Below are 21,643 nucleotides of genomic sequence, written 5' to 3' on the forward strand. Positions count from 1 at the left end.
CTTTGCAATTACGTTACCGTCATTATCCCACGATTTTGCAAAGCAACCGTTCTCATCCTGGCTTTGTAGTGCAAAATCGCAGGTGGAAAAATCGATGTGCTTCTTGTCCTGGTAATGGCATCCGCAGTAGAGTGTTTCCTGCAGGTCCCCGTAATAAACCCTGCGCAGTTGCTTGCTCGCGTCGCGGTAATTATAATGCTGCGGAGCTGCCTCGGGATTGACTCTAGCCCATGCAATGGATGCAATTACTGCTAAAAGTAAGATGGAACCGAAATTTTTCATATAGAAAACCATATAATAATCTATAGCGAATATAGATAAATTTAAACGCTTATATCTATATTTGTGTCCATGCAATCACCGGGTATGGATTATCTGAATTCTCGGCTCATGTTTGGCATGGTGCCGGGGCTGGAATCAACAAGAAAACTATGTGCCGCTCTAGGCAATCCCGAACGGAATTTCAGGACAATCCACATAGTAGGTACTAACGGCAAGGGATCCACCAGTTATTATTTAGCGGGAATTCTGCAGGTGCACGGATTCAAGACGGGCTTGTTTACAAGCCCCCATCTGGTGAATCTTCGCGAGCGTATCCGGATAGATGATGCCCCTATCGGCGAAAATGATCTAGAACGCCTGCTGCTTTGCGTGCGTGATGCCGCTGCAGTGGCAAGGGTAGAGCCGACTTTTTTTGAAGTCCTGACCCTAGTGTCGTTCCTCTATTTTGCGGAACAGGGTGTAGATGTTGTTGCGATGGAAGCGGGAATGGGAGGGCGTCTTGATAGTACGGCGGTGGCCTGTGGCAATATCGCAGTCCTTACGAGTATAGGTCTTGAACATACCGAAATTCTTGGTCCTACCGAAAGTGCCATTCTCAAGGAAAAAATGGCCGTGATGGAAGCAGGTTTGCAGAATCGTAAAACATTTATTGTTGGCGGTCTTTCCGAAAATCTACTTGCCGAGGCTCGCCAGATTGCTGCTTCGCGCAATGCCGATTGTCTTGTCCCGAAAATTCGTGATGATGTAGAGCTTCCGAACCTGGGTCGCCATTATATTGAAAATGCGAGTCTTTCGCTTGTGGCTGCAGAACGCTTTATAAATGAATGCGGTCGGTGCGTCTATAATGATTCGCTGGCCCTTTCGGTTCTCAGGACTCGTTCGTGGGTGGGACGCATGCAGCAGCTAATCGATGTCGAAGGAAATGTGCGCTACATTCTGGATGGCGCTCATAATTCGCATGCGGTCAGGAGACTTGTTGAATCCTTGGCCTGCTACTATCCTGGGTGCAAGTTTCACTGCATCTTTGGCGCCTTGAAAGACAAGGATGTCGATGAAATGCTTAGACTCATGTCCCCTTTCGTGAGCCATTGGCATATTACTAGGACTCCTTACCCGCGCTTTCGCGAATTGGATGACTTGCGTGCACAACTACAGAAATTGAATCTCCCTGTGACGAGCGAAGGCGTGCTCACGCGATCGTATCTAGATGAAGTCTCGGATAGCAACAAGGAAAAACTCCCTGTGCTGGTGACAGGGAGCCTCTATATGATTGGTGAAACGGTCCAGGCGTTAAAAAATGACTTTGAAAGCCTTTCGTTCTTTCGTGGACTAGAGCCCACAACCAATGAACACCGTTAATTACCTTGTTTCTGCATCGATTTCGGCGTAGGCCTTATTCGCTGCAGTACGAATCTTGTTTTTCATTTCTTCGGTTGCCGCATCGGTATCCTGCAAGGATTTCAGGTATTCTTCAACCAGGCTGGCATCTAGGGTCATGATTCCATAAATCTTGAATTGTCCGTCTTCGGTGGTTTCGACTTTGACATCGGTGAGGGTCGCGCCATTTAGGCGAGTGTCCACGATGGCTTTCGATGCGCTTTGGAAATGTTCTGCGATATCGCCGCTGACTTCTTCCTTGAAATTTTTGGATAGAGCCTTGAGCTGTATGTCAATTTCTTTGGCGAGGTCCACGCGTGCGTTCTGGTCCGCCTTTTCCATGGCAATTTGTTCGTCTTTGGAAATGCCGATGCCAATTCCTGCCGGGATATGGTCCTTCTTGATATAGTTGGTCTTCTTGAGCTGCATTTCTACAAGCAGGTCGGCGGATTTTTCTTGCGGCGTGCCGGCACAACCGGTGAACATCCCTGCGGCTAGGGCGATAGAGGCAAGGGCGAGCATGATTTTTTTCATCGTTTCTCCTTTTATTCTGTTAGAATAATCTATCACATTTTCATTTCATCGTCAATAGATTTTGTCCTGAAATCGACAATAATGTATAAAAAGGCTCCTTTTTAATAAAAGCCATCCCTATTGGGGATGGCGCTTTAGCTATATAGAAGCCTTTTTACTTGTTGTTCGCGCGGATGAGGTTGAGGGCGGAACCCGCCTTGAACCATGCCCACTGCTGTTCGTTGTAGGTGTGGCTGAGGGCGATGTTGTCCACAGAGCCATCCTTGTGGTGGGCGACGAGGGTGAACTCGGAACCCGGGGCGAACTTGGTGAGGCCAACGATGTCGAACACGTCCTGTTCCTGGATCTTGTCGTAGTCGGCGGCGTTCTTGAAGGTGAGGGCGAGCATGCCCTGCTTCTTGAGGTTCGTCTCGTGGATGCGGGCGAAGCTCTTCACGATCACGGCCTTCACGCCGAGGAAGCGCGGTTCCATGGCGGCGTGTTCGCGGCTGGAGCCTTCGCCGTAGTTTTCGTCACCGATGACGATGGAGCCCGTGCCCTTGGCCTTGTAAATCTTCGCAAGTTCCGGGACTTCCTTGTATTCACCGCACTGGCAGAGAACCTTGTTCGTTTCGCCGTTGAAGGCGTTCACGGCGCCGATGAGCATGTTGTTCGAAATGTTTTCGAGGTGACCGCGGTAGTTGAGCCACGGGCCGGCCATGGAAATGTGGTCGGTGGTGCACTTGCCCTTGGCCTTGATGAGGAGCGGGGCACCGGCGATGTCCTTGCCGTCCCAGGCGGCGAACGGAGCGAGAGCCTGCAAACGCTTGCTTTCGGGGTTGATGGAAACGGTAATCTTGGAACCGTCTTCTGCCGGAGCCTGGTAGCCGGCATCCTTGACTTCGAAACCCTTCGGCGGAAGTTCGCACTGTTCCGGCGGGTCGAGCTTCACGGCCTTGCCCTCATTGTTCACGAGGGTGTCGGTCATCGGGTTGAAGCGGATGTCGCCGCTGAGTGCTGCAATCACGGCCATGAGCGGGGAGGCAACGAATGCGTGTGTGTTCGGGTTTCCGTCGGCGCGTTTCGCGAAGTTGCGGTTAAAGCTGTGGACGATGGTGTTGAGTTCCTTCTTGTCGGCTCCGGCACGGTCCCAGCGGCCAATGCAAGGACCGCAGGCGTTCGTCATGATGGTGGCACCGAACTGCTTGAACAAGTCGATGAGGCCGTCGCGTTCGGCGGTGTAGCGCACCTGTTCGCTCCCCGGGTTGATGAGGAGCGGGCACTTCGGGCTGAGTCCCTTCGCGAGGGCCTGCTTGATCATGTTCGCGGCCATGAACAGGTCTTCGTAGCTGGAGTTCGTGCAGCTACCGATGAGGGCGGCGCTTACGACCGGCGTAGATTCCGGCTTGGTTTCGGTGGCCTTGAGGCTTTCTGCCATGTCGGTCACGGCGTAGGCGCGGTCCGGGCTGAACGGGCCGTTGAAGTGCGGCACGAGCGTGTTCAAGTCGATTTCGATGACGCGGTCAAAGTACTTTTCCGGATTTGCTTCGACTTCGGGGTCGGCCTTGAGGTGTTCTGCAATCTTGTCGGCGGCGGCGGCAACGTCGGCGCGGCCGGTGACCTTGAGGTAGCGGCTCATGGAATCGTCGTAGCTGAAGGTAGAACATGTTGCGCCCACTTCGGCACCCATGTTCGCAATCGTCGCCTTGCCGGTGGCGGAGAGGCTACGAGCGCCTTCGCCGAAGTATTCGATAATGGCGTTGGTGCCGCCCTTCACGGTGAGGATGCCTGCGAGCTTGAGGATGATGTCTTTGGCGGTTGCGAAGCCCTGGAGCTTGCCGGTGAGCTTCACGCCGATCATCTTCGGGTACTTGAGTTCCCACGGGAGGCCGACCATCGCGTCAACAGCGTCTGCACCGCCCACGCCAATCGCGAGCATGCCGAGGCCGCCGGCGTTCACGGTGTGGGAGTCGGTACCGATCATCATTCCGCCCGGGAAGGCGTAGTTTTCGAGCACCACCTGGTGGATGATGCCTGCACCCGGGAGCCAGCAGTCAATGCCGTACTTGGCGGAGACGGACTGGAGAAAATCGTAAACTTCCTTGCTTTCTTCCTTCGCGCGGGGGAGGTCCTTTTCGACACCTTCGCGAGCGATAATCAAATGGTCGCAGTGCACGGAGCTGGGCACTGCCACGCGGGCCTTACCGGCGGTGGTGAACTGCAAAAGGGCCATCTGGGCGGTAGCGTCCTGCATGGCCACGCGGTCCGGGTGGAATTCGGCAAAATCCTTGCCGCGCTCGTAAGTCCTGTTCTCGGCGCCATCGATCAGGTGGCTGTAGATAATCTTTTCGGCGAGGGTGAGCGGACGGCCCAGCTGCTTGCGGGCAGCTTCAACGCGGGCTGGAATGCGGGCATAGACGCCCTGGATCATGTCGAAATTGAAAAGCATAGTCTCTTTGGGTTATAGGTTGAATTTTCGGGCACAAAAATAGAAAAATCTGCTGTTTATTTTAGGGCGAGAATCCGCTTGACGCTTTCATCGATGCGGGATTCCTTTATTTCGCCTTTTTCGACCGCCTTGACCACGGCATCGAACACCTGGGTGAATTCTCTGGAGCAGAGCACCACGTCCACACCCGCCTGGATAGACTTGATGGCGGCTTCGGCGTTGCCGAACTGCGTGGTGATGGCACCCATGTCCATGGCGTCGGTCACGATGATGCCCTTGAAACCGAGTTCACCGCGGAGCTTTTCCTGCAAAATGACGGGTGAAAGTGTTGCAGGCAAGTCGTTGCCGGTAATCTTCGGGGCGGCGATATGTGCGGTCATGATCATCTGGGCGCCCGCCTTGATGCCCGCCTTGAACGGAATCATTTCGCACTGGAGCATTTCTTTCCAGGTCTTGTTCGTTTCGGCGTAACCGGAATGCGTGTCGGTCTTTACGTCGCCGTGACCGGGGAAGTGCTTGAGCGTACCAATGACTCCTGCAGAATCAAGACCGTTCAGGTAGCTTACCACAAATTCGGCTGCGGTCTCGGGATCGTTCGAGAAGGCTCGTTCCCCGATGATAATGTTTTCAGGATTCGTGTTGACGTCGGCGACCGGGGCGTAGTCGATGTCAAAACCGTATTTCTTCACATAACTTCCGATGGTGAATGCGGCCTTGTAGGCTTCGTCCGGGTCGCCGCTTTTGGCAATGGCAGCCATGCTTTCGTACTTGGGAACGTCGAAGTTCCCGTTGTTCGCAATGCGAGCAACGCGGCCACCCTCCTCGTCGATAGCAAGGAGGGGTGAACCGTTCAGTTCCCTAATGTCGGCAATGAATTCGCTGAGTTGATCTTCGTCTACGATGTTGTGGGCGTAAAGGATCATGCCGCCGATGGGGTAGTCCTTGTTGACGGCGAGCATGGTCTTGTTTACTTGCTGCAGCTTGTAATCCGGAAGCTCGGCGTATTCGCTCCAGTGGATGCTCGTATCGAGTGCCTCGGGGCGCACGAAGAACATTTGCCCTACCTTCTCGCGAATAGTCATCTTGCTTATGTCGAGAGCGGAGGCTTCCGGATTGTCTTCGGAAGCGGAGCTGCTTGAATCGTCACCGCAGGCGGCTAGAAATGCAAGCGATAGTGTTGCTAAAGCTTTTGTCGCAAAGTTCCAGGAAAAATTTTTTCTTTTCATGATAATTCCAAATTTATTGAAAAAAGCGCCAACTCGGGGATGACGCTTTGATTTATTAAAAAGAAGCAGACTCCTTACTCACCTAAGCAGGAATCCATCGCGGCGATAATTTTCTTTTTGTCCATGTGCTGGCCAATGAAGACAAGGCGAATAATGCGGTCGCCGTACTTTTCGTCCCACACCTTAAGCAAGTCTGGATTTTCGCGCAGGATTCGCTTCTGTTCGGCTTCGCTTTCGCTAGCGAACCAAGGTCCGAAATTCTGGGCAGAAGCCTGCTTACCTGCCTGTTCGAACAGGTAGCTGTTGTCGCGTTCGTCTTCGAACCACACGAGACCCTTGGTGCGGATAATGCTAGTCGGGTAGTCGTCAAGCAACACTTCAAAGCGTTCACGAATCAGCGGGCGGCGGCGTTCGTACACGAACGTGCTGATACCGTATTCGTCACCATGCGGATGATCCTTGTCGTGGTGGTGGCCGCAGTGGCACACGCCGTGTTCGTGGTCGCAGTGGCTGTGATCTTCATGATCGTGGTCGTCATGGTCGTGGTGATGATGTTCGTGTTCGTCATGATCGTCATCATCGTGATCATGGTGGTGCTCATGCTCGTCGTGGTCGTCTTCGTCTTCGGGCGACGTTTCTTTCATGAGTTCCTTGGCCCAGGCGGCGGAGTTGCCGACCTTTTCGAAGTCGAATTGCTTGGTGTCCAAGATATCCTTCATTTCGACCTTGCCGTAATTCGTCTCAATCATCTTGGCGTCGGGCTGCAGCGCACGTACCACGGCCTTCACGTGTTCAAGGTCGGTTTTAGACAAACTATCAACCTTGTTCATCACGATGGTGTTGCAGAATTCAATCTGCTGGATGAGCAGGTTGGCGATGTCTTCTTCTTCGAGATCCTTGTCGAGCAATTTCTGTCCGCCGGCGAATTCGTCGGCGAGGCGTGCTACGTCCACCACGGACACGATGTTGTCCAGGTGGCAGGGGAGTGGGCGGCCGTCGCGGCTCTGCAACTGGGCACCGGCCATGCAAATGGTCTGTGCGATAGGAATGGGTTCGCAAATGCCGCTGGCTTCGATCAAAATGTAGTCGAACTTGTTCATTTCCAACAGTTCGGCAATTTGTTCCAAAAGGTCGGTCTTCAGGGAGCAGCAAATGCAGCCGTTGGACAGAGGAACGACCTTTCCGGAATCTTCCTTGGTGATGTTTCCGCCCTTTTCGATAAGAGTCTGGTCGATGTTCACTTCACCGATGTCGTTTACGATCACGGCGACATGGTAACCTTGCTGGTTGTTGAGAACAAAATTGAGAAGGGTAGTTTTTCCGGCTCCGAGGTAACCGGTGAGCAGTGTAATAGGTACTGACTTTTTCATGGTGGCGTAAAAATAGAAAAAAAAGGTTGTTTAGGCAAAAAAACTGGCCCAGCAGAGCTGGACCAGTTTTTTGGGGGTTAGGAGGAGAACAAAGAGTTCTTGAAAATTAAGATAGAATTTTTTTTGACGAAAAACGCCTTTTTTGAACGGAATTTTTGTTTTTTTGCTAAAAAATCACTTCAAAAGTCCTTGGCGGGACATTTTGTTCCGCTATTTTTCTGTTAAATTTAGGTCAAATATGGAGAAAGTATGAATTGCAGGATTTTAATGCGTTTCGTGGGGGTGGCTGAGGATCTTTCGGCAATTTATGATGCCCTTACTGAACAGTATCCAGAAATGGATTTGCCGAGTGAGGACTCCGGTGACTGGTACTCTGTCGATGATATCATGATGGACGAGTACGAATGTCGCTACGAAGAGCTCCCCGAAGGCGAACTCATGGCAATGGACGGTTCCGTGCTGGTGGACGATGAACTTCCCGAGGATTATTTTTCGGAGCTGATGGAGCGCTTTGAACGCGTTTTCGGTGCGTTCAAGTGGTCGTCCCTGGATGTTGGCGTAGGTTGTGGAACTAGCGATGGCTGGGGAGAGTTCATTCCGGACTATGCCGACAACTATTCCGACGAAGCTAACGAAATCTCCGAAGCTGTTTTGGGATTTTAGTTGACAATTAGATGCTTCAATAAAGCTGTTGTTTTATGTGCAAATAAAAACGCCTGGCATTAACCAGGCGCATCTGTCTACAGAAAACAGACTGCAGTCTACTGTTTACTGACAACTGTCTACTGCGAACGCTTCGCGTTCGGTGAGCAACAAAGCGACCGGTATTAACCGGTCGCGATTGCGAGAGGACTGGCTCCATGGTACGAACCTTGGAACATTAGCCAGTCCGGTCTAGTCGTGAGCAACAAAGCCCTCGGGTGTTAACCGAGGGCGGTTGCGAGAGAATCGGCTCCAGAGTAAGGATTCTGTTGAATTTAGCCGATTCGGTCGTGTTACGTTTGATCTTCGCCGCGGAGCATGATGACCTTACCCGTGCGAATGTATTCGACGATTTCGAACTTCTGCAACAGGCTCTTGAGCGTGTCGACCTTCTGGCTGTTTCCGGTGATCTGGATAATCATCGAAGTCGCGGTCATGTCCACGGTGTTGGCGTGGAAGTGGTCGCAAAGCTGCAGAATTTCGGTACGCTGGTCCGGAGTGCAACGCACCTTGATGAGTGCGAGTTCCTTTTCCACGGCGTCGGTATCGGTATGGTCCTTGGCCTGCACCACGTCCACGAGCTTTTCGAGCTGCTTGATAATCTGCATCAAGATCTCGGGATTGCCGTGAGCGATGATGTTCATGCGGCTAAAGTTCGGGTCGAGCGTGGGGGAGACCACCAGGGAATCGATGTTGTAACCACGGCGGGAGAACACGAGGGCGATGCGCACGAGCACGCCCGGGCGGTTTGCAACTAACAAACTAATAGAATGTGCTTTATCCTTTAACATGGCTTATCTCCTTAGGTCGATCCCGTGGGCTTTTCAAGTTGAGTCTTCGGCTGTTCGGTAATCATGCTCGTAATCGGAGCACCGGCCGGAATCATCGGGAACACGTTGTCTTCCTTTTCGCATTCGCAGTGGATGAGCACCGGGCCTTCGTTGTATTCCAGAGCCTTCTGGATCACGCGTTCGGCGTCGGCGCTACGCTTGATGCGCAGTCCGAGAATGCCGTAGGCTTCGGCGAGCTTCACGAAGTCGGGGTTGCCCTTCATGTCCACGCAGCTGTAACGCTTGTCGTAGAACATGTCCTGCCACTGGCGCACCATGCCCAGGTACTTGTTGTCCATCACGAAAATCTTGATGGGAAGCTTGTGGATGGCGGCCGTTGCAAGTTCTGCTTCGGTCATCTGGAAACCACCGTCACCGCAGAAGGTTACCACCGGCCAACCGGTCGTGTTGCCGAAAGCGGCGCCAATGCAAGACGGGAGGCCAAAGCCCATGGTGCCTGCACCGCCACTGGAGTGGAGCTGGCGCGGATAATTGGTGTGGAAGAACTGAGCCACCCACATCTGGTGCTGGCCCACGTCAGTCGTGACGATTGCCTTGCCCTGCGTGAGGTCGCTAACCGTCTGCACGATATGCTGCATACGGAGACCGCCCTGCTTCGGGTAGGTCAGCGGGAAACGTTTTTTCCAGGACTGGCAAGTCTTCACCCATTCGGCGGTGTCGAGCTTACCCACGAGCGGCAGGAGCTGTTCCAGAACGAGCTTTGCGTCGCCGCACATGAACACGTCCGGCTGCAACACCTTGCCTTCTTCGGCGGGGTCGATGTCGATGTGCATCTTGATAGCGTCCTTGCAGAACACGTCAAGCTTACCGGTAATGCGGTCGTCCCAGCGGCTACCGATCGAAAGAATCAAGTCGCAATCGAGAACTGCCTTGTTGGCGTACACGGTGCCGTGCATGCCGAGCATGCCCAAAGAAAGTTCGTGGTCGGTCGGGAAGGTGCCGAGGCCGAGCAAGGTGCAGCACACGGGGGCGTTCAACTTTTCGGCGAGTTCCTTCACCTGGCGGCTAGCGCCCGAAATCATGGCGCCGTGGCCCACGAGCAAAAGCGGCTTCTTGGATTTCTTCAAGTATTCGGCGGCACGCTCCACACTTTCAGTAGAAGCGTAGCTCGGAATCCTGTAACCCGGAAGGTCCATCTTGTCGGTGAACGGAGCGGTGCAGGGGCCTGCAGTCACGTCCTTCGGCAAGTCAATCAGTACGGGGCCCGGACGGCCGCTGCGTGCAATGTGGAAGGCTTCCTTCATCACGCGCGGAAGGTCGTTGGAATCCTTCACCAAGTAAGAATGCTTCACGGCTGCAAAAGTCATACCGCTGGTATCGCATTCCTGGAAGGCGTCCTTACCCAGGTTCGGGGTAGTCGTCTGGGCGGCAAGAACCACGATCGGGCTAGAATCCATAAGGGCGGTGTAGATACCGGTAAAGGTGTTGGTAGCGCCCGGGCCGCTGGTGACAAGAGCGACGCCGACCTTGCCGGTCTGACGAGCGTAACCGTCGGCCATGTGGGTAGCACCCTGTTCGTGGCGGGTCAACACGACTTTAATATTGGAATCCAGAATGGCGTCGAACATCGGGATGGCCGATCCACCGGGATAACCGAAAATGGTATCAATTCCTTCGCGCTTGAGGCATTCGATAATCACCTCTGCGCCACTTAATGGAGAATTTGCCATATAATTTCCTGTACTTAACGGGTTGTTGTTCAAAAAATATGGCAGAAATATAGAACGAATGCCCTATAGTGGCAAGAGGTGAAACCGTGAATGATGAAAATTAATGAGAATTTTTTTTAAAATGTGATTTTTTGTGTCTCGTATAGCCCGAAATTTGAGTGCTTTTTGACTGATTTTGAGAAAAAATGGTAATGTGTGCTTTGTAAATTGACTTGTTTTCTACTTGAATTTGACAAATTGTTGATTTTGTATAAAGTAAATGTGTGGTATTTTTCGTTAAATTTGACTTGAGGGACGCTTTAAGAGGATGAAATTTGCCTCAAATTGTCATTTTTTTTGAAATTTTGTATTTTGAACGCGAATTTATATATAATTATACTGAGTTGTTTGCATTACAGGTTTGGGATATTATGGGTGAAAAACTGATTCACGCTTTGACGGTAGCGGGCTTTGACGGCTCTGCCGGAGCGGGCTTTATTTCTGATATCAAGACGATGGCGCATTTTGGCGTGTACGGCCAGGCAGTCTGTACGGCGCTCACGCAGCAGAACGAAGAAGAATTCGTGGCGCCCGGCTGGGTCATCTGGGACCGCATCGAGGCGCAGCTCGAGACCCTTTTTAGAAAGCATACCTTCAAGTTCGTGAAAATTGGACTTGTGGAAAAGGCTCGCACTTTAAAACGCATTGTTGAATTTGTCCGCGAGAAATCTCCGGACGCATTCATTGTGTGGGACCCGATTGCAAGCGCATCGGCGGGTTTTCACTTTATGCGTGATGCCGAAAAATTCTTGCCGATTATGAAGTCAATTGACTTGGTGACGCCGAACCAGGATGAATTTGCCTACTTGGGTTTGGGACTTGCGGAATCCCGCGGCGAAATCCGTATGGGACATGATTTTGCGGTGCTACTAAAAGGTGGGCACGCCCGCGGCAAGGAATCGGTCGATACCTTGTGGTACAAAGATGAACAATACAAGTTCAGAAGTCCGCGCCTCCCCGGCAAAGGAAAGCACGGAACGGGTTGCGTGCTCAGTTCTGCAATCCTTGCAAATGTGGCGCTCGGCAAAGATGTTCCTACCGCCTGCGAAATCGCGAAGAACTACATGAACGAATACCTGCAAAGTGGGGAAGGGCGGCTGGGATTTGTTTGAAATTTTTTCACGGACTAGCGCGGATGTTCAGCCAGGATTTATATCCTGGCTTTGCTGTTTTTTTTGGTTTTTATATTCCAAGCTGGAGTGCAAAAATTGGCTAAAATTATGTAAAACGATGTTTTTGAGCTATTTTTTAGATTATTTATATTCTAGTTGTTGCAAAATTTTGTGGATTAATGTATATTCGTGACAGATGAAACCTGTTACTGAATATATGGATTATCGGGAGTATATCCGCGATTATTATACCGAACGCAAGGCTTTCGGTTTTTCGTGGAATGCCTTTGCCTCAAGTGCAGGGTTTTCGTCGCCGGTGTTTTTGCAGTATGTTTGCGAGGCTAAAAAGAACCTGAGCGAAAAAACGGCATCTCAGGTAGCGTCTGCCATGGGGTTGGTCGGTTACGAGATGGATTTTTTTAAACTCCTGGTCGCCTATGGCAATGCGAAGGACGATAAATCGAAAAAGGCTGTACTGGGGCGAATTAGCGTTTTTGCTGAAACACATAGGGTGCGTGTAACTGGAGCCGATGAGTATGAGTTTTTCAAGTCATGGAAAAATTCTGTTGTCCGTGAAATTGCTCCGGCGCTTCCAGGAGCGACGCATAAACAACTTTCGATCGCTAGCCGCCGTCGGATTCCGACTGCAGAAATAGCAAAGATCCTTGATTTTTTATTGCAGTCAGGTTATTTAGAAGTAGATGAAAATGGGTGTTACCACCAGGTCAACCGTTCCTTGAAAATGAGCGGAGAGCAGAACACGATTCGAAAATCGGTGGCTCGCGACCTACAGCGACAAATGACCGAGCTTGCTCTTGATGCCCTTGAAAATGAAACGCCCGAAAATCGAAACATGACTGGGCTTATGTTGGGTATAACCCGCGATAAGTATGATCAGGTTGTTCAGGAATTGGCCGAATGTCGCCGCCGTATTGTGGCGATAGCCGCATCTGACGATGCGACCGAAGAAGTTTATCGATTGAATATGCAGCTGTTTCCGCTGACCGACATCGGTTCTGTGAATTCAACTTCCACCAGCAGGAGGAAAAAATGAAAATTCAAACTAAAAAACAGGCCGTCATTGCAAGGGATGTCCCTTCGATGCAATCCATTGTCGCGATGTTTATTGCTGCATTACTCCTTGCTGCCTGTGGCGATGACAATAAAAATGCCGGTGGAACCGTCGAAGACGGCGAAGTTGTCGCTATCGTTGACAAGACGATTTCGGGGGTGTCGCAGAAGGGGCCGTTTGTGAATGGTTCCAGCGTGACTGTCCAGGAACTCAATGGCGAAACCCTTGCGCAAACGGGTGACAGCTACGAAGGTAAAATCAGGAATGACTTGGGTGAATTTTCGGTGAAGGTCTCAAAACTTGCTTCGCAGTACGCGCTTCTCAAGGCGAGTGGTTTCTACCGCAATGAAGTGACTGGTGAAAAGTCTAAAAGCCAGATTACCTTGTATGCTCTGACAGATTTGAGTGACCGCGACGAGGTAAATGTGAACCTGCTGACACATTTGGCCTATGAGCGCGCTCTTTATTTGGCGAACGATGATTCCGTAAAGGTTGCTGCTGCTAAAAAGCAGTCCGAAGCCGAGGTTCTTAAGTCTTTCGCAATTGAGGGCGACTTTGGTGCCGCCGAAGATTTGAATATTTTTGGAGAAAGTGACGAAAGTGCAGCTCTCCTTGCTGTAAGTATCTTGATGCAGGGGGACTTGAACGAAGCGGACTTTAGTGAACGCTTGGCGAATTATGCTGCCGATATCGAAATCGACGGCAAATGGGATGACGATGAAATTGCGACGGACATTGCGGATTGGGCTAATGCGCAATGGCTTGGTTCTGGACTAACTAAAATTCGTGAAAATATCACTAAGTGGAATCGTTCTTCGGATGTGCCAGAATTTGAAAAATATGTCAATAATTTCTGGTGGCAAAATTATGGTCTCGGAACCTGCGATAAGAAACGCAAAGGAGAAGTGCTGAAGAACCAGAATAAGGCCAGCGTCAATGCAGAAGAATATTATATCTGCAAATCTAAATCGTGGCAGGTCGCAAGCGATATTGAAAAGGATACTTACAAGTGGCTTGATCCGACTGCCAAGCGCACCGAAAAAGATGGTGATGTTCGTTATGGTGATGTGGTCAAGACCAACTGCTATGTTTTTGAAGATGGTGCTTGGCGCAGCGGCAATGCTAATGACTGTTCATTGGATTTGCGCGGTTGTACAACACTCCGACAGAATACGGTGGGCTTGGGCTCTGATGATGTTTGGCATATTTGCGATAACAAAAAATGGAGGAATGCAACTGATATCGAAAAGGATACCTCCGGCTGGCTGCCTGGCAGCGATGGCGACAGTAAGGTTGGCAATGTTAATTCAAATAATTGCTATGTATTCGAAAATAATGTATGGCGTAGTGGAAACGAGAGCGACTGTTCCTTAAAGTTACGCGGATGTACGGCACTCCGCCAGGATACGGTAGGTTTGGGTTCTGATGATGTTTGGCATATTTGCGATAACAAAAAGTGGAGGAATGCAACTGATATCGAAAAGGATACGGCCACATGGGGTGCGGGAACCTTTGATGGAGAAGTTCGTGCTGGACAAGTCGATTCGTCGAACTACTATATCTACGGAACATCGAATCATGCTTGGCGAATCGCCACAACACTTGAAAAGGATACATACGATTACATCAATAACATGGATTGGCTTGCAGGGACAGATGGCGAAATAAAGAAAGGCTCTGTGACAGGTTCCGTATATGTCTATGATGCTTCAAAATGGCGCGCTGCTGATGATGTTGAAAAGGTGCTTGGTGGTTGCGTTGCGGCTATTGCAGATTCGGTAGGTAAGGCTGGTTCGTCTTATTACATCTGTACGCCTAGAAAATGGGTGACTGCGACGGCTTTACAGTATGATACATATAGAAGAAATTGTACTGAGTTTGGACAAATGATTCACGGCAATGTAAATCAGGAATATGCTTATTTCTGTTATGGAAATGAATGGAAGTATTTTGTTGGCAATGAATCCATTCCCTATGGAAAATTGGTGGATGAACGCGATGGGGAAATTTATAGAACAGTTCAGATTGGAGGACAAATATGGATGGCGGAAAATTTGAGCTATGCTGGTAGTGAATCTACTGTAGGCCTCATAGGAAAGAGCTGGTGCGACAACAATGATGTTGAAAATTGTAACGAGGCGGGACTTCTTTATTCTAGAAAAGAGTCAATTACAGTGTGTCCTGATGGATGGCGATTGCCAAGACAAACTGAATGGCATACTCTCATTGCTACGGTGGGAGGAAACGCTGTAGCAGGAAAAGTTTTAAAATCTAGGACTGGCTGGGATGAAAATGGGAATTTTGTTTTGGGTGGAGACGATACAGATGTCTTTGGTTTTTCCGCGTTAGTTGTTGGAAACGATAATGGTGATACATGGACATGGATGGAAGAAACAATCAATAAATTTTGGAGTTCCACACAAACCACCGGCGGACAATACTATGAGGACTTGGATACTGACTATCCGAGGAGGGATTATTCTATGAGTGATATGAATGCATATGCGGTACGTTGTATCAGTGAACAAAGTGAGTATTCTGGGACCTTAAAAGATTCGCGTGATGACCAAGTATACAAGACTATTATTATTGGTTCTCAGACATGGATGGCGGAAAACCTCAATTACGAAATGACCGGAAGTTATTGCCGTGAAGATAATGAAGATAATTGCATTGAGCGTGGTCGCCTTTACACTTGGAATGCAGCGATGGAGTCTTGTCCGAATGGTTGGCATTTGCCAACAGATAATGACCTTTTTATACTGAGTGATGACATTGCTAGTGGATATCGACCCGCTTTGTCCGAAGCGGATGCGGCAGGGTTCGCTGCACTTCCTGGTGGCGGCTACAGAGATGATAAAGGAAATTATTCTTATGACGAGGCTGCTTATTTTTGGGGTTCTGAAGAGGTGGATTCTCTCAAAGCACGGAGTTTTAACAGCTACAATTATGGATTCCCCGGTCCCGATGAGTACAAAACTTATGGTTACTCCGTCCGCTGCGTGAAAGATGAGGAATCTCCCTAAATTAGTGTGTTGATATTTTAATATTGTAAATAAAGCCTCGCTAATGCGAGGCTTTATTTAGTTTCAAATTCGACGTCAGAATTGAATTAATCCTCTTCGGCCGGGCGCTTGGAGAGCTGCTTACGCTTGATCGGGTCGAGCTCGGTTTTGCGCAGGCGCAGCACTTCCGGCGTGACTTCGATGCATTCGTCTTCGTTGATGAAGGTGACGCATTCTTCCAGAGTCAGGCGGCGGTACGGCGTCAGTTGGATCATGTCGTCAGCGGACTTGGAGCGCATGTTGGTGAGGTGCTTTCCCTTGGTCACGTTCACGATGATATCGACGTCGCGGTTGTGTTCACCCACGATCATGCCCGGATAAACTTCGGCACCCGGTCCGATGATGAGGTAACCGCGGTCTTCCAGGTTGGAAAGAGCGTAGCTTGCAGCTTCGCCCGGTTCCTTCGCAATGAGCACGCCGTTCACGCGGGCCGGAATTTCGCCCTTGTACGGTTCGTAGTCCTTGAAGATGGACTGGCTGATGGCGTAACCCTTGGAAAGGGACAACAGCTTCGGGCGTATTCCGATAAGGCCACGGGAGGGCACCAGGTATTCGAGGGTCACGCGGTCGTTTTCGTCGGTGGTCATGTTGACCATTTCGCCCTTGCGGGTGTTGATTTCCTGGATGCAGGCGCCGCTGAATTCGTTCGGCACTTCGACCTTGAATTCTTCGATCGGTTCCAAAAGCTTGCCGTTTTCGTCGTTCTTGAAAATCACCTGCGGGCTCCCGATGGTGAATTCATAGAGTTCGCGACGCATGTTTTCGACGAGGATGGTGAGGTGGAGAATACCACGGCCGGACACCTTGAAGGTAGAGGCACCGTCGACCTTTTCGACGAGGAGGGCGGGGTCTGCCATGTGGGCGCGTTCCAGGCGTTCCTGGAGCTGGTTACCCGTCATGAACTTTCCACCGTACTTACCGGCCAGGGGCGAGGTGTTCACGGTGAAGAGCATGGAGATGGTCGGCGGGTCAATGTGGATGCGGGGGAGGTGCACCGGATTGTTCGTCGAAGAAAGGGTATCACCGATGTCGAAGTTGTCGAGACCGGCAATCAAGATGATGTCGCCGGGACCCGCTTCTTCGATCGGCTGCGGGGTCAGGCCTTCGTAGCGCAGAATCTTCTGGATACGGATGTTTTTCACCTTGCCGTCGCTCGTAGCCTGGGCAACGGTCATGTTCGGCTTGAAGGTACCCTGCTGCACGCGGCCCACGGCCAAGCGGCCAAGGAAGCCCGAGTATTCAAGCGATGCAATCTGCAGAAGCGGTTCTGCAGCCGGATCGCCCTTCGGGGCCGGGATGCGTTCGATAATCTTGTCCATCAAAATGTGGAAGTCGCCATCGGGGTCTTCCATTTCGGCCTTGCAGATACCCTTACGGCCGGAACCGAACACCTTGTCGAAGTCCAGCTGCTGTTCGTTGGCGTCGAGTTCGCAGAACAGGTCGAACACCTTGTCCAACGCACCGTGCGGGTTACAGCCGTCGCGGTCGATCTTGTTCACCACGACGATAGGAATAAGTCCCATTTCAAGGGCCTTCTGGGTCACGAAGCGGGTCTGAGCCATGGGACCTTCGAAGGCGTCCACCACCAGAATCACGCCGTCCACCGTGCCGAGCACGCGTTCCACCTGGCCACCGAAGTCGGCGTGCCCCGGGGTATCGACGATGTTCACGCGATAGCCCTTGTACATGACGCTCGTGTTCTTGGAAAGGATGGTGATGCCGCGTTCGCGTTCCAGGTTGTCGCTATCCATCACGCGTTCGTTCACTTCCTCGTTTTCGTGGAATGTTCCGCACTGCTTGAGGAGCTGGTCCACCAGGGTAGTCTTACCGTGGTCAACGTGGGCGATAATGGCGACGTTTCTGATTTTAGATGTATCCATAATGGCTCTTTTTTGATTGGCGTTTATTTTTGGGCGCAAATTTAGAAATTGTGTTCTTAAATGGCAATGATTTTGCCTAAGGTTTACTATATTTAAGGGCACTATGGCAAAAGAATTCGATAATTTTGACGATGAAGAAATGGACGAGGCTGCCCTCGAGAAGTTTGAATCCGAAGAATCGCTCGGACAAGTCCCTCAGGTGCGCGATTATAGCGACCGCCGGATTCTGATCTGGGAAGACGATGATGTTCATCGTGAGGCATGTCTCGAAGTTCTGACAGATCTTTTGATCGGAGCCACGATCAAGGCCGTAAAGACTGAGGCCGAAGCTCAGGAACAGCTTGAAAATGATGACTGGGATACCTTCGTGGTTGATTTCTATACCGAGGGCGTTTCCGAAAGTGCCTTTATCAAGAATGCGAACAACTATCCGGGGTCCATTCTGGTTGCTATCAACATGGCTCCGCTGACTCTTCCCGAGGAACGTGATCCGGCCCATACGGAGCTGTTGCGCAGGCTGTTTGACGTGGAACGAGCCAATACGCAGATACACGCATAATACCTAATTGCATAAAATAAGGATTTAAGCGCTCCGACTTAGTCGGAGCGTCTTTTCTAATTGCAATATGTCACGATTCCTGGAGTCGGATAACCTAGGCACCAGGTGGCGGAGTCCTTGCGAGACTCCCATCGCTTGATGTCCAGTTGTCCGCTCTTGCCGTTGTTCTTGGGAGCGGGAATAACATTCAGGTGAAGGGAATCGGGAGCTGTCGCGTAGTAGAGGCTGTCCAGCGTAATGTCGTCACATTTGAGGATGACATTTCCCTTCGTATTGCCCATGTCGTACCATCCATCGGTATTTACGTTCAGAGCCGGAGTCCAAGGAGAATTCGGATTGCCAAGGACGATGGTGCTCCTGGGGGCGATCTCGCTCACGGTAAGCGGAATGTAACGCATGCTGCTGGAGCTTGTTATGCCGAGTGAACAGTCGTCAAGGATGAGGGTGTCGATACTTCCGTTGTATATTTCGACGAATTCGTATTGGGAACTGTCTTTTGAATCGGGGGCTGAAAAGTATTCCGTAATCAGGAGGTCGCCGGTCCTGGGTTTTCGGTAGGTGGACGTGAGGGGAAGTGTAATCGCAACATTTTTCTCGTCGGCGATAGCGATGCCTAGACTGACCTGGCTGCGAAGTGATTTTAGTTCAAGCTTCGGAACAGGACTTTCTTCCGTTAGTGTTATTGTGTCTGTAAGAGAATAGATTTCCTTGCCGGAGTCGTCCTTGAGTGAAATGCTTATGTCGTAGGTTGTTCCGAGCTTGAGCATGCCGCTGTTGAAAATGCCGGAACCCGTCTCCTTGACCATGTCAATTTCCCTAGTTTCTTCATCAGATGTCAGAATCATCTTGCCGCTCTTTATCCCCGCATCGTTTTGCAGTCCGATGGGGATTTCGATGTAGACGAAGCCTACGATCGGGTGCATTTGGATAGATAGGGCAGTCGTGGAACCGGCGGTGAGCCTGGTTTCCACATCTCCCTGTTGCATCAGGTTGCCGTTGGCGTATATCTTAGCGCTGAATTTCCAGTTGTCGCTAGGGAAAAGATCCATGCTGAAAAGAGCGTCTTCCGTAGAATGAACATAATGCAGCGTGTCGGTTCCGTAGCAGTCCAGAACGATGCTGTCAAGCAGGGGCGTACTGCCGTATTCGAGTTTCAGAGCGACGCTCGAATTGGCCTTTGCGTTGGCCGAGATTCCGTCATTGTCGTTGCTTTCGTTGGAACTGCAGTTCCAAAGGGCTAGCGCACAAAGGAGTGATGTGACGGTTGTAGTAGGCTTCTTTAATGTAGGACTCATTTTTACCTCCGTTGGTTTGAGAAATCCTACATGTATACACGCGAAAGAAGCTCCTTCGTGAACTGCGTCCTTGTTTTTTATCGTAAAATGGTTTAGATTGCGGACTGTTTTTTCCGGTTTCCCTGAAGTTTCTCGGCGCAGGGCTTGCTTTGCCTGAGAATCTTGACTAGGGCGCTGGGAGTAAGGCCGAATGCGGCCGCAACCGACTTTGTATCGCCGTTTTTTGCAGCCATCCGGTCAAAGACATGGGCGACAAATAGCGGAAACAGGGGATTGCTTGTTTGAATGTGCCCGTTGCTGCCAGGAAAGGGCATTTCGGGTTCCTGCGGTGTTTCGCGAACCTTCAGGGCGAGCGCCATTTGCATTCGGTGCAGTGCATGCACCTTGTTTTCGTGAGCGCTTCTCGCTTCAGAGGATTTGATTTCTAAATTGAATTCGCGTAGACAGAGTTGAACGCCCGTGTTGGTCTTGTTGCGGTGTTGTCCGCCTGGACCGGATCCCTGGAAACCCTTGAGGGTACAGGCTCGGAGCAGTTCATCGATAGTCATTTTTAAATAGGTATCGCGATGCATATACGGAAAAATACATTTGTTGCGGCAATTGCGTTGGCTTTGCTCTTCCTGTTTTGCGGTTGTGCGGGATCAACTTCGCAACTTGGTGAATCTGCCGAAGTCAAGGAGGCGAAGGCTCAACTTCGGGAACAGGACAAGCAGGTGATGCTTGATGACATGTTCCGTAAGTTTTTGATTTCGATCCGTGAAGATACTCCCGCGGATACCTTGCTTGCGATGTTGACGGATTCATCTGAATACTGGCTCGATACGCTGGAACACCATGCCATGATGTACACGTCGGACGAACTGGATACATGCCAGTTTTACGAGGTCTACTCCATCCTCCTGTATAGGCTTTATGAGCGCGAACACCTGTGGCAGGTTCCCGAAGACCGTATGCTCTGGCTGTACCTGTCGAAGTCGGGCGTCATTCGCAATTTTACCAAGCTGAAACTTGGTCCTATGAAGGTGAAAAATGATCGTGGCAGCGTGGGCCTCGAAAAGAGCCCCGAGGTTCCCATCATGATATTTGAATGGGACGACATGGCCTGGAAACTAGATCTGACCGAAACGGTGCCCTTGATTACGAAGGGCATGGAGGCGACAGCTGTCAAGAAAAGCTGGAGCAACAAGAAGTTGGCTCTTTACTGGCTTGAACGCGAATATCATTTGCAGTATTCGAGACTTGACGAATCCCTATACGAACCGATAGGTTTCTAGTTGTTCAGCATGGAATCGTTTATGCGCTTTGCAATTCTACCCAAGATATGCTTGCTCTGTATATTTCTGCTGACGCTTGTTCACGCGGCGCCATCCAAGAAAGTTGCCTTGACTTCCGGTTCGGCAAAGCTTCTGGGGGCAGTCGAGTCCAAAAATGCGTTTAGCGGTGACCGTCTGTTTGCTACGCTTGACTCTGTCGGTGGAACCGGTACCTGGATGGAATGGGATATCAACGGGGTCAAGGACCCGTCCCTGATGGAAGTTGTCGATCCGATGCTGAAAGCGGACAATAAGCCCGAAATGGTGTGGATGATAACGGAACGTGCCAAACCCATGGTAGCGGTCCTTTTGCCCAAAGGTCCTGGAGAGGTCCTTCTTTTCTATGAACTTAAATCGCTTGATGCTAAGCCTGTCCCGCTCTCGATCAATCCGGTCCTTGTTCCGGATGTCGTTTTCAGGGACTATCGTCAAGTAGGCGAAACGGAATATGTTCATCGAGATCGTGACAATCTCAAGGTTAAGATCCTCAAGAACGGTTTTTTGTTTTCGTACGAAAAAAAGGGGGAAGATCCCTTGCGGACAGAGCCCGACTATTCGACAAAGTCGTACATCGAAAAACAGACGATTCTGCGGGAATATGAAGACTATTTTAAGTACGAATATTCGCTGATGCTTCGCGCTTTTGTCCAGTCGACCCGAGGCATTTTCAACTGGCAACCCTGGCATTGGTATATGACCGAGTGGAACGCTCCGTTCATGATGAAAAAGAAGGAACTGGAGTCAATTTTGGCCCGTGGCGCATTTCCGCCCCTGATTACGCTTTTTAAGGCAAAGACCGGTGCCGGAGAGACTGTGGAACTCAAGACGAACGGCCGTGGTTATTGGGAAATGTTCATAGGCAAGTAAG

General features: G+C 50.7%; 17 protein-coding genes and 1 pseudogene. 8 read left to right on the forward strand and 10 right to left on the reverse strand.

Annotated features, from left to right (window positions below; genetic code table 11):
• Positions 1 to 282 (reverse strand): annotated as a pseudogene (locus tag Q0628_RS12055) (hypothetical protein); the annotation flags it as partial.
• 69 nt (positions 283 to 351) lie between these two features.
• Between Q0628_RS12055 and Q0628_RS12060 the strand changes: the two are divergent.
• Positions 352 to 1,641: a Mur ligase family protein gene (locus Q0628_RS12060; protein ID WP_298771296.1), complete on the forward strand. Its 1,290-nt coding sequence runs from the start codon at positions 352 to 354 to the stop codon at positions 1,639 to 1,641.
• On the opposite strand, the gene Q0628_RS12065 is transcribed toward Q0628_RS12060, so the two are convergent.
• The 4 genes from Q0628_RS12065 to Q0628_RS12080 form a co-directional block, all read right to left on the reverse strand.
• Positions 1,642 to 2,193 (reverse strand): hypothetical protein, encoded by a 552-nt coding sequence (locus tag Q0628_RS12065; protein ID WP_298771298.1) that lies wholly within the window; start codon positions 2,191 to 2,193, stop codon positions 1,642 to 1,644.
• A gap of 154 nt (positions 2,194 to 2,347) precedes the next feature.
• Positions 2,348 to 4,621 (reverse strand): aconitate hydratase, encoded by a 2,274-nt coding sequence (locus Q0628_RS12070; protein ID WP_298771299.1) that lies wholly within the window; start codon positions 4,619 to 4,621, stop codon positions 2,348 to 2,350.
• A gap of 56 nt (positions 4,622 to 4,677) precedes the next feature.
• A complete protein-coding gene (locus Q0628_RS12075; RefSeq protein WP_298771301.1) occupies positions 4,678 to 5,847 on the reverse strand; it encodes a glycoside hydrolase family 3 protein in 1,170 nt (389 codons plus the stop codon).
• Positions 5,848 to 5,921: 74 nt separating this feature from the next.
• Positions 5,922 to 7,217, reverse strand: a complete 1,296-nt coding sequence (locus Q0628_RS12080) for a GTP-binding protein (protein ID WP_298771303.1) — start codon at positions 7,215 to 7,217, stop codon at positions 5,922 to 5,924.
• 249 nt (positions 7,218 to 7,466) lie between these two features.
• Here Q0628_RS12080 and Q0628_RS12085 point away from each other — a divergent pair, with 249 nt between their 5' ends.
• On the forward strand, positions 7,467 to 7,880 hold the full coding sequence (locus tag Q0628_RS12085) for a hypothetical protein (RefSeq protein WP_298771305.1): 414 nt from the start codon (positions 7,467 to 7,469) through the stop codon (positions 7,878 to 7,880).
• Between the two features lie 332 nt (positions 7,881 to 8,212).
• On the opposite strand, the gene ilvN is transcribed toward Q0628_RS12085, so the two are convergent.
• Together ilvN and ilvB are read right to left on the reverse strand one after the other, a co-directional pair.
• Positions 8,213 to 8,710 (reverse strand): acetolactate synthase small subunit, encoded by a 498-nt coding sequence (gene ilvN, locus Q0628_RS12090; RefSeq protein ID WP_298771307.1) that lies wholly within the window; start codon positions 8,708 to 8,710, stop codon positions 8,213 to 8,215.
• Between the two features lie 11 nt (positions 8,711 to 8,721).
• Positions 8,722 to 10,440 carry a biosynthetic-type acetolactate synthase large subunit gene (ilvB, locus tag Q0628_RS12095; RefSeq protein ID WP_298771309.1) on the reverse strand — a complete coding sequence of 573 codons (1,719 nt, stop codon included), beginning with the start codon at positions 10,438 to 10,440 and terminating at the stop codon, positions 8,722 to 8,724.
• Positions 10,441 to 10,850: 410 nt separating this feature from the next.
• On the opposite strand from ilvB, the gene Q0628_RS12100 reads away from it, so the two are divergent.
• From Q0628_RS12100 to Q0628_RS12110, 3 genes are all read left to right on the forward strand, one after another.
• Complete coding sequence (locus Q0628_RS12100; RefSeq protein WP_298771311.1) at positions 10,851 to 11,591, forward strand: hydroxymethylpyrimidine/phosphomethylpyrimidine kinase; 741 nt, start codon at positions 10,851 to 10,853, stop codon at positions 11,589 to 11,591.
• 196 nt (positions 11,592 to 11,787) lie between these two features.
• A complete protein-coding gene (locus Q0628_RS12105; protein ID WP_298771313.1) occupies positions 11,788 to 12,645 on the forward strand; it encodes a TIGR02147 family protein in 858 nt (285 codons plus the stop codon).
• Positions 12,642 to 15,689, forward strand: a complete 3,048-nt coding sequence (locus tag Q0628_RS12110) for an FISUMP domain-containing protein (protein ID WP_298771315.1) — start codon at positions 12,642 to 12,644, stop codon at positions 15,687 to 15,689. The genes Q0628_RS12105 and Q0628_RS12110 overlap by 4 nt, the downstream gene beginning before the upstream one ends.
• 86 nt (positions 15,690 to 15,775) lie before the next feature.
• Here the strand turns inward: Q0628_RS12110 and typA are convergent, their stop codons facing one another.
• On the reverse strand, positions 15,776 to 17,608 hold the full coding sequence (gene typA / locus Q0628_RS12115; RefSeq protein ID WP_298771316.1) for a translational GTPase TypA: 1,833 nt from the start codon (positions 17,606 to 17,608) through the stop codon (positions 15,776 to 15,778).
• 103 nt (positions 17,609 to 17,711) lie between these two features.
• On the opposite strand from typA, the gene Q0628_RS12120 reads away from it, so the two are divergent.
• Positions 17,712 to 18,167 carry a hypothetical protein gene (locus Q0628_RS12120; protein WP_298771317.1) on the forward strand — a complete coding sequence of 152 codons (456 nt, stop codon included), beginning with the start codon at positions 17,712 to 17,714 and terminating at the stop codon, positions 18,165 to 18,167.
• A gap of 56 nt (positions 18,168 to 18,223) precedes the next feature.
• On the opposite strand, the gene Q0628_RS12125 is transcribed toward Q0628_RS12120, so the two are convergent.
• Together Q0628_RS12125 and Q0628_RS12130 are read right to left on the reverse strand one after the other, a co-directional pair.
• Entirely contained in the window at positions 18,224 to 19,462 is a 1,239-nt protein-coding gene (locus tag Q0628_RS12125) for a lamin tail domain-containing protein (protein WP_298771318.1), read from the reverse strand.
• 92 nt (positions 19,463 to 19,554) lie between these two features.
• Positions 19,555 to 20,010 (reverse strand): peptide chain release factor-like protein, encoded by a 456-nt coding sequence (locus tag Q0628_RS12130; RefSeq protein WP_298771320.1) that lies wholly within the window; start codon positions 20,008 to 20,010, stop codon positions 19,555 to 19,557.
• Positions 20,011 to 20,028: 18 nt separating this feature from the next.
• Between Q0628_RS12130 and Q0628_RS12135 the strand changes: the two genes are divergently transcribed.
• Positions 20,029 to 20,736: a hypothetical protein gene (locus tag Q0628_RS12135; RefSeq protein WP_298771322.1), complete on the forward strand. Its 708-nt coding sequence runs from the start codon at positions 20,029 to 20,031 to the stop codon at positions 20,734 to 20,736.
• A 21-nt stretch (positions 20,737 to 20,757) separates the two neighbouring features.
• Entirely contained in the window at positions 20,758 to 21,642 is an 885-nt protein-coding gene (locus Q0628_RS12140; RefSeq protein WP_298771324.1) for a hypothetical protein, read from the forward strand.
• Position 21,643 lies beyond the last annotated feature (1 nt).

This window comes from uncultured Fibrobacter sp., assembly GCF_937877005.1.
GTDB lineage: Bacteria > Fibrobacterota > Fibrobacteria > Fibrobacterales > Fibrobacteraceae > Fibrobacter.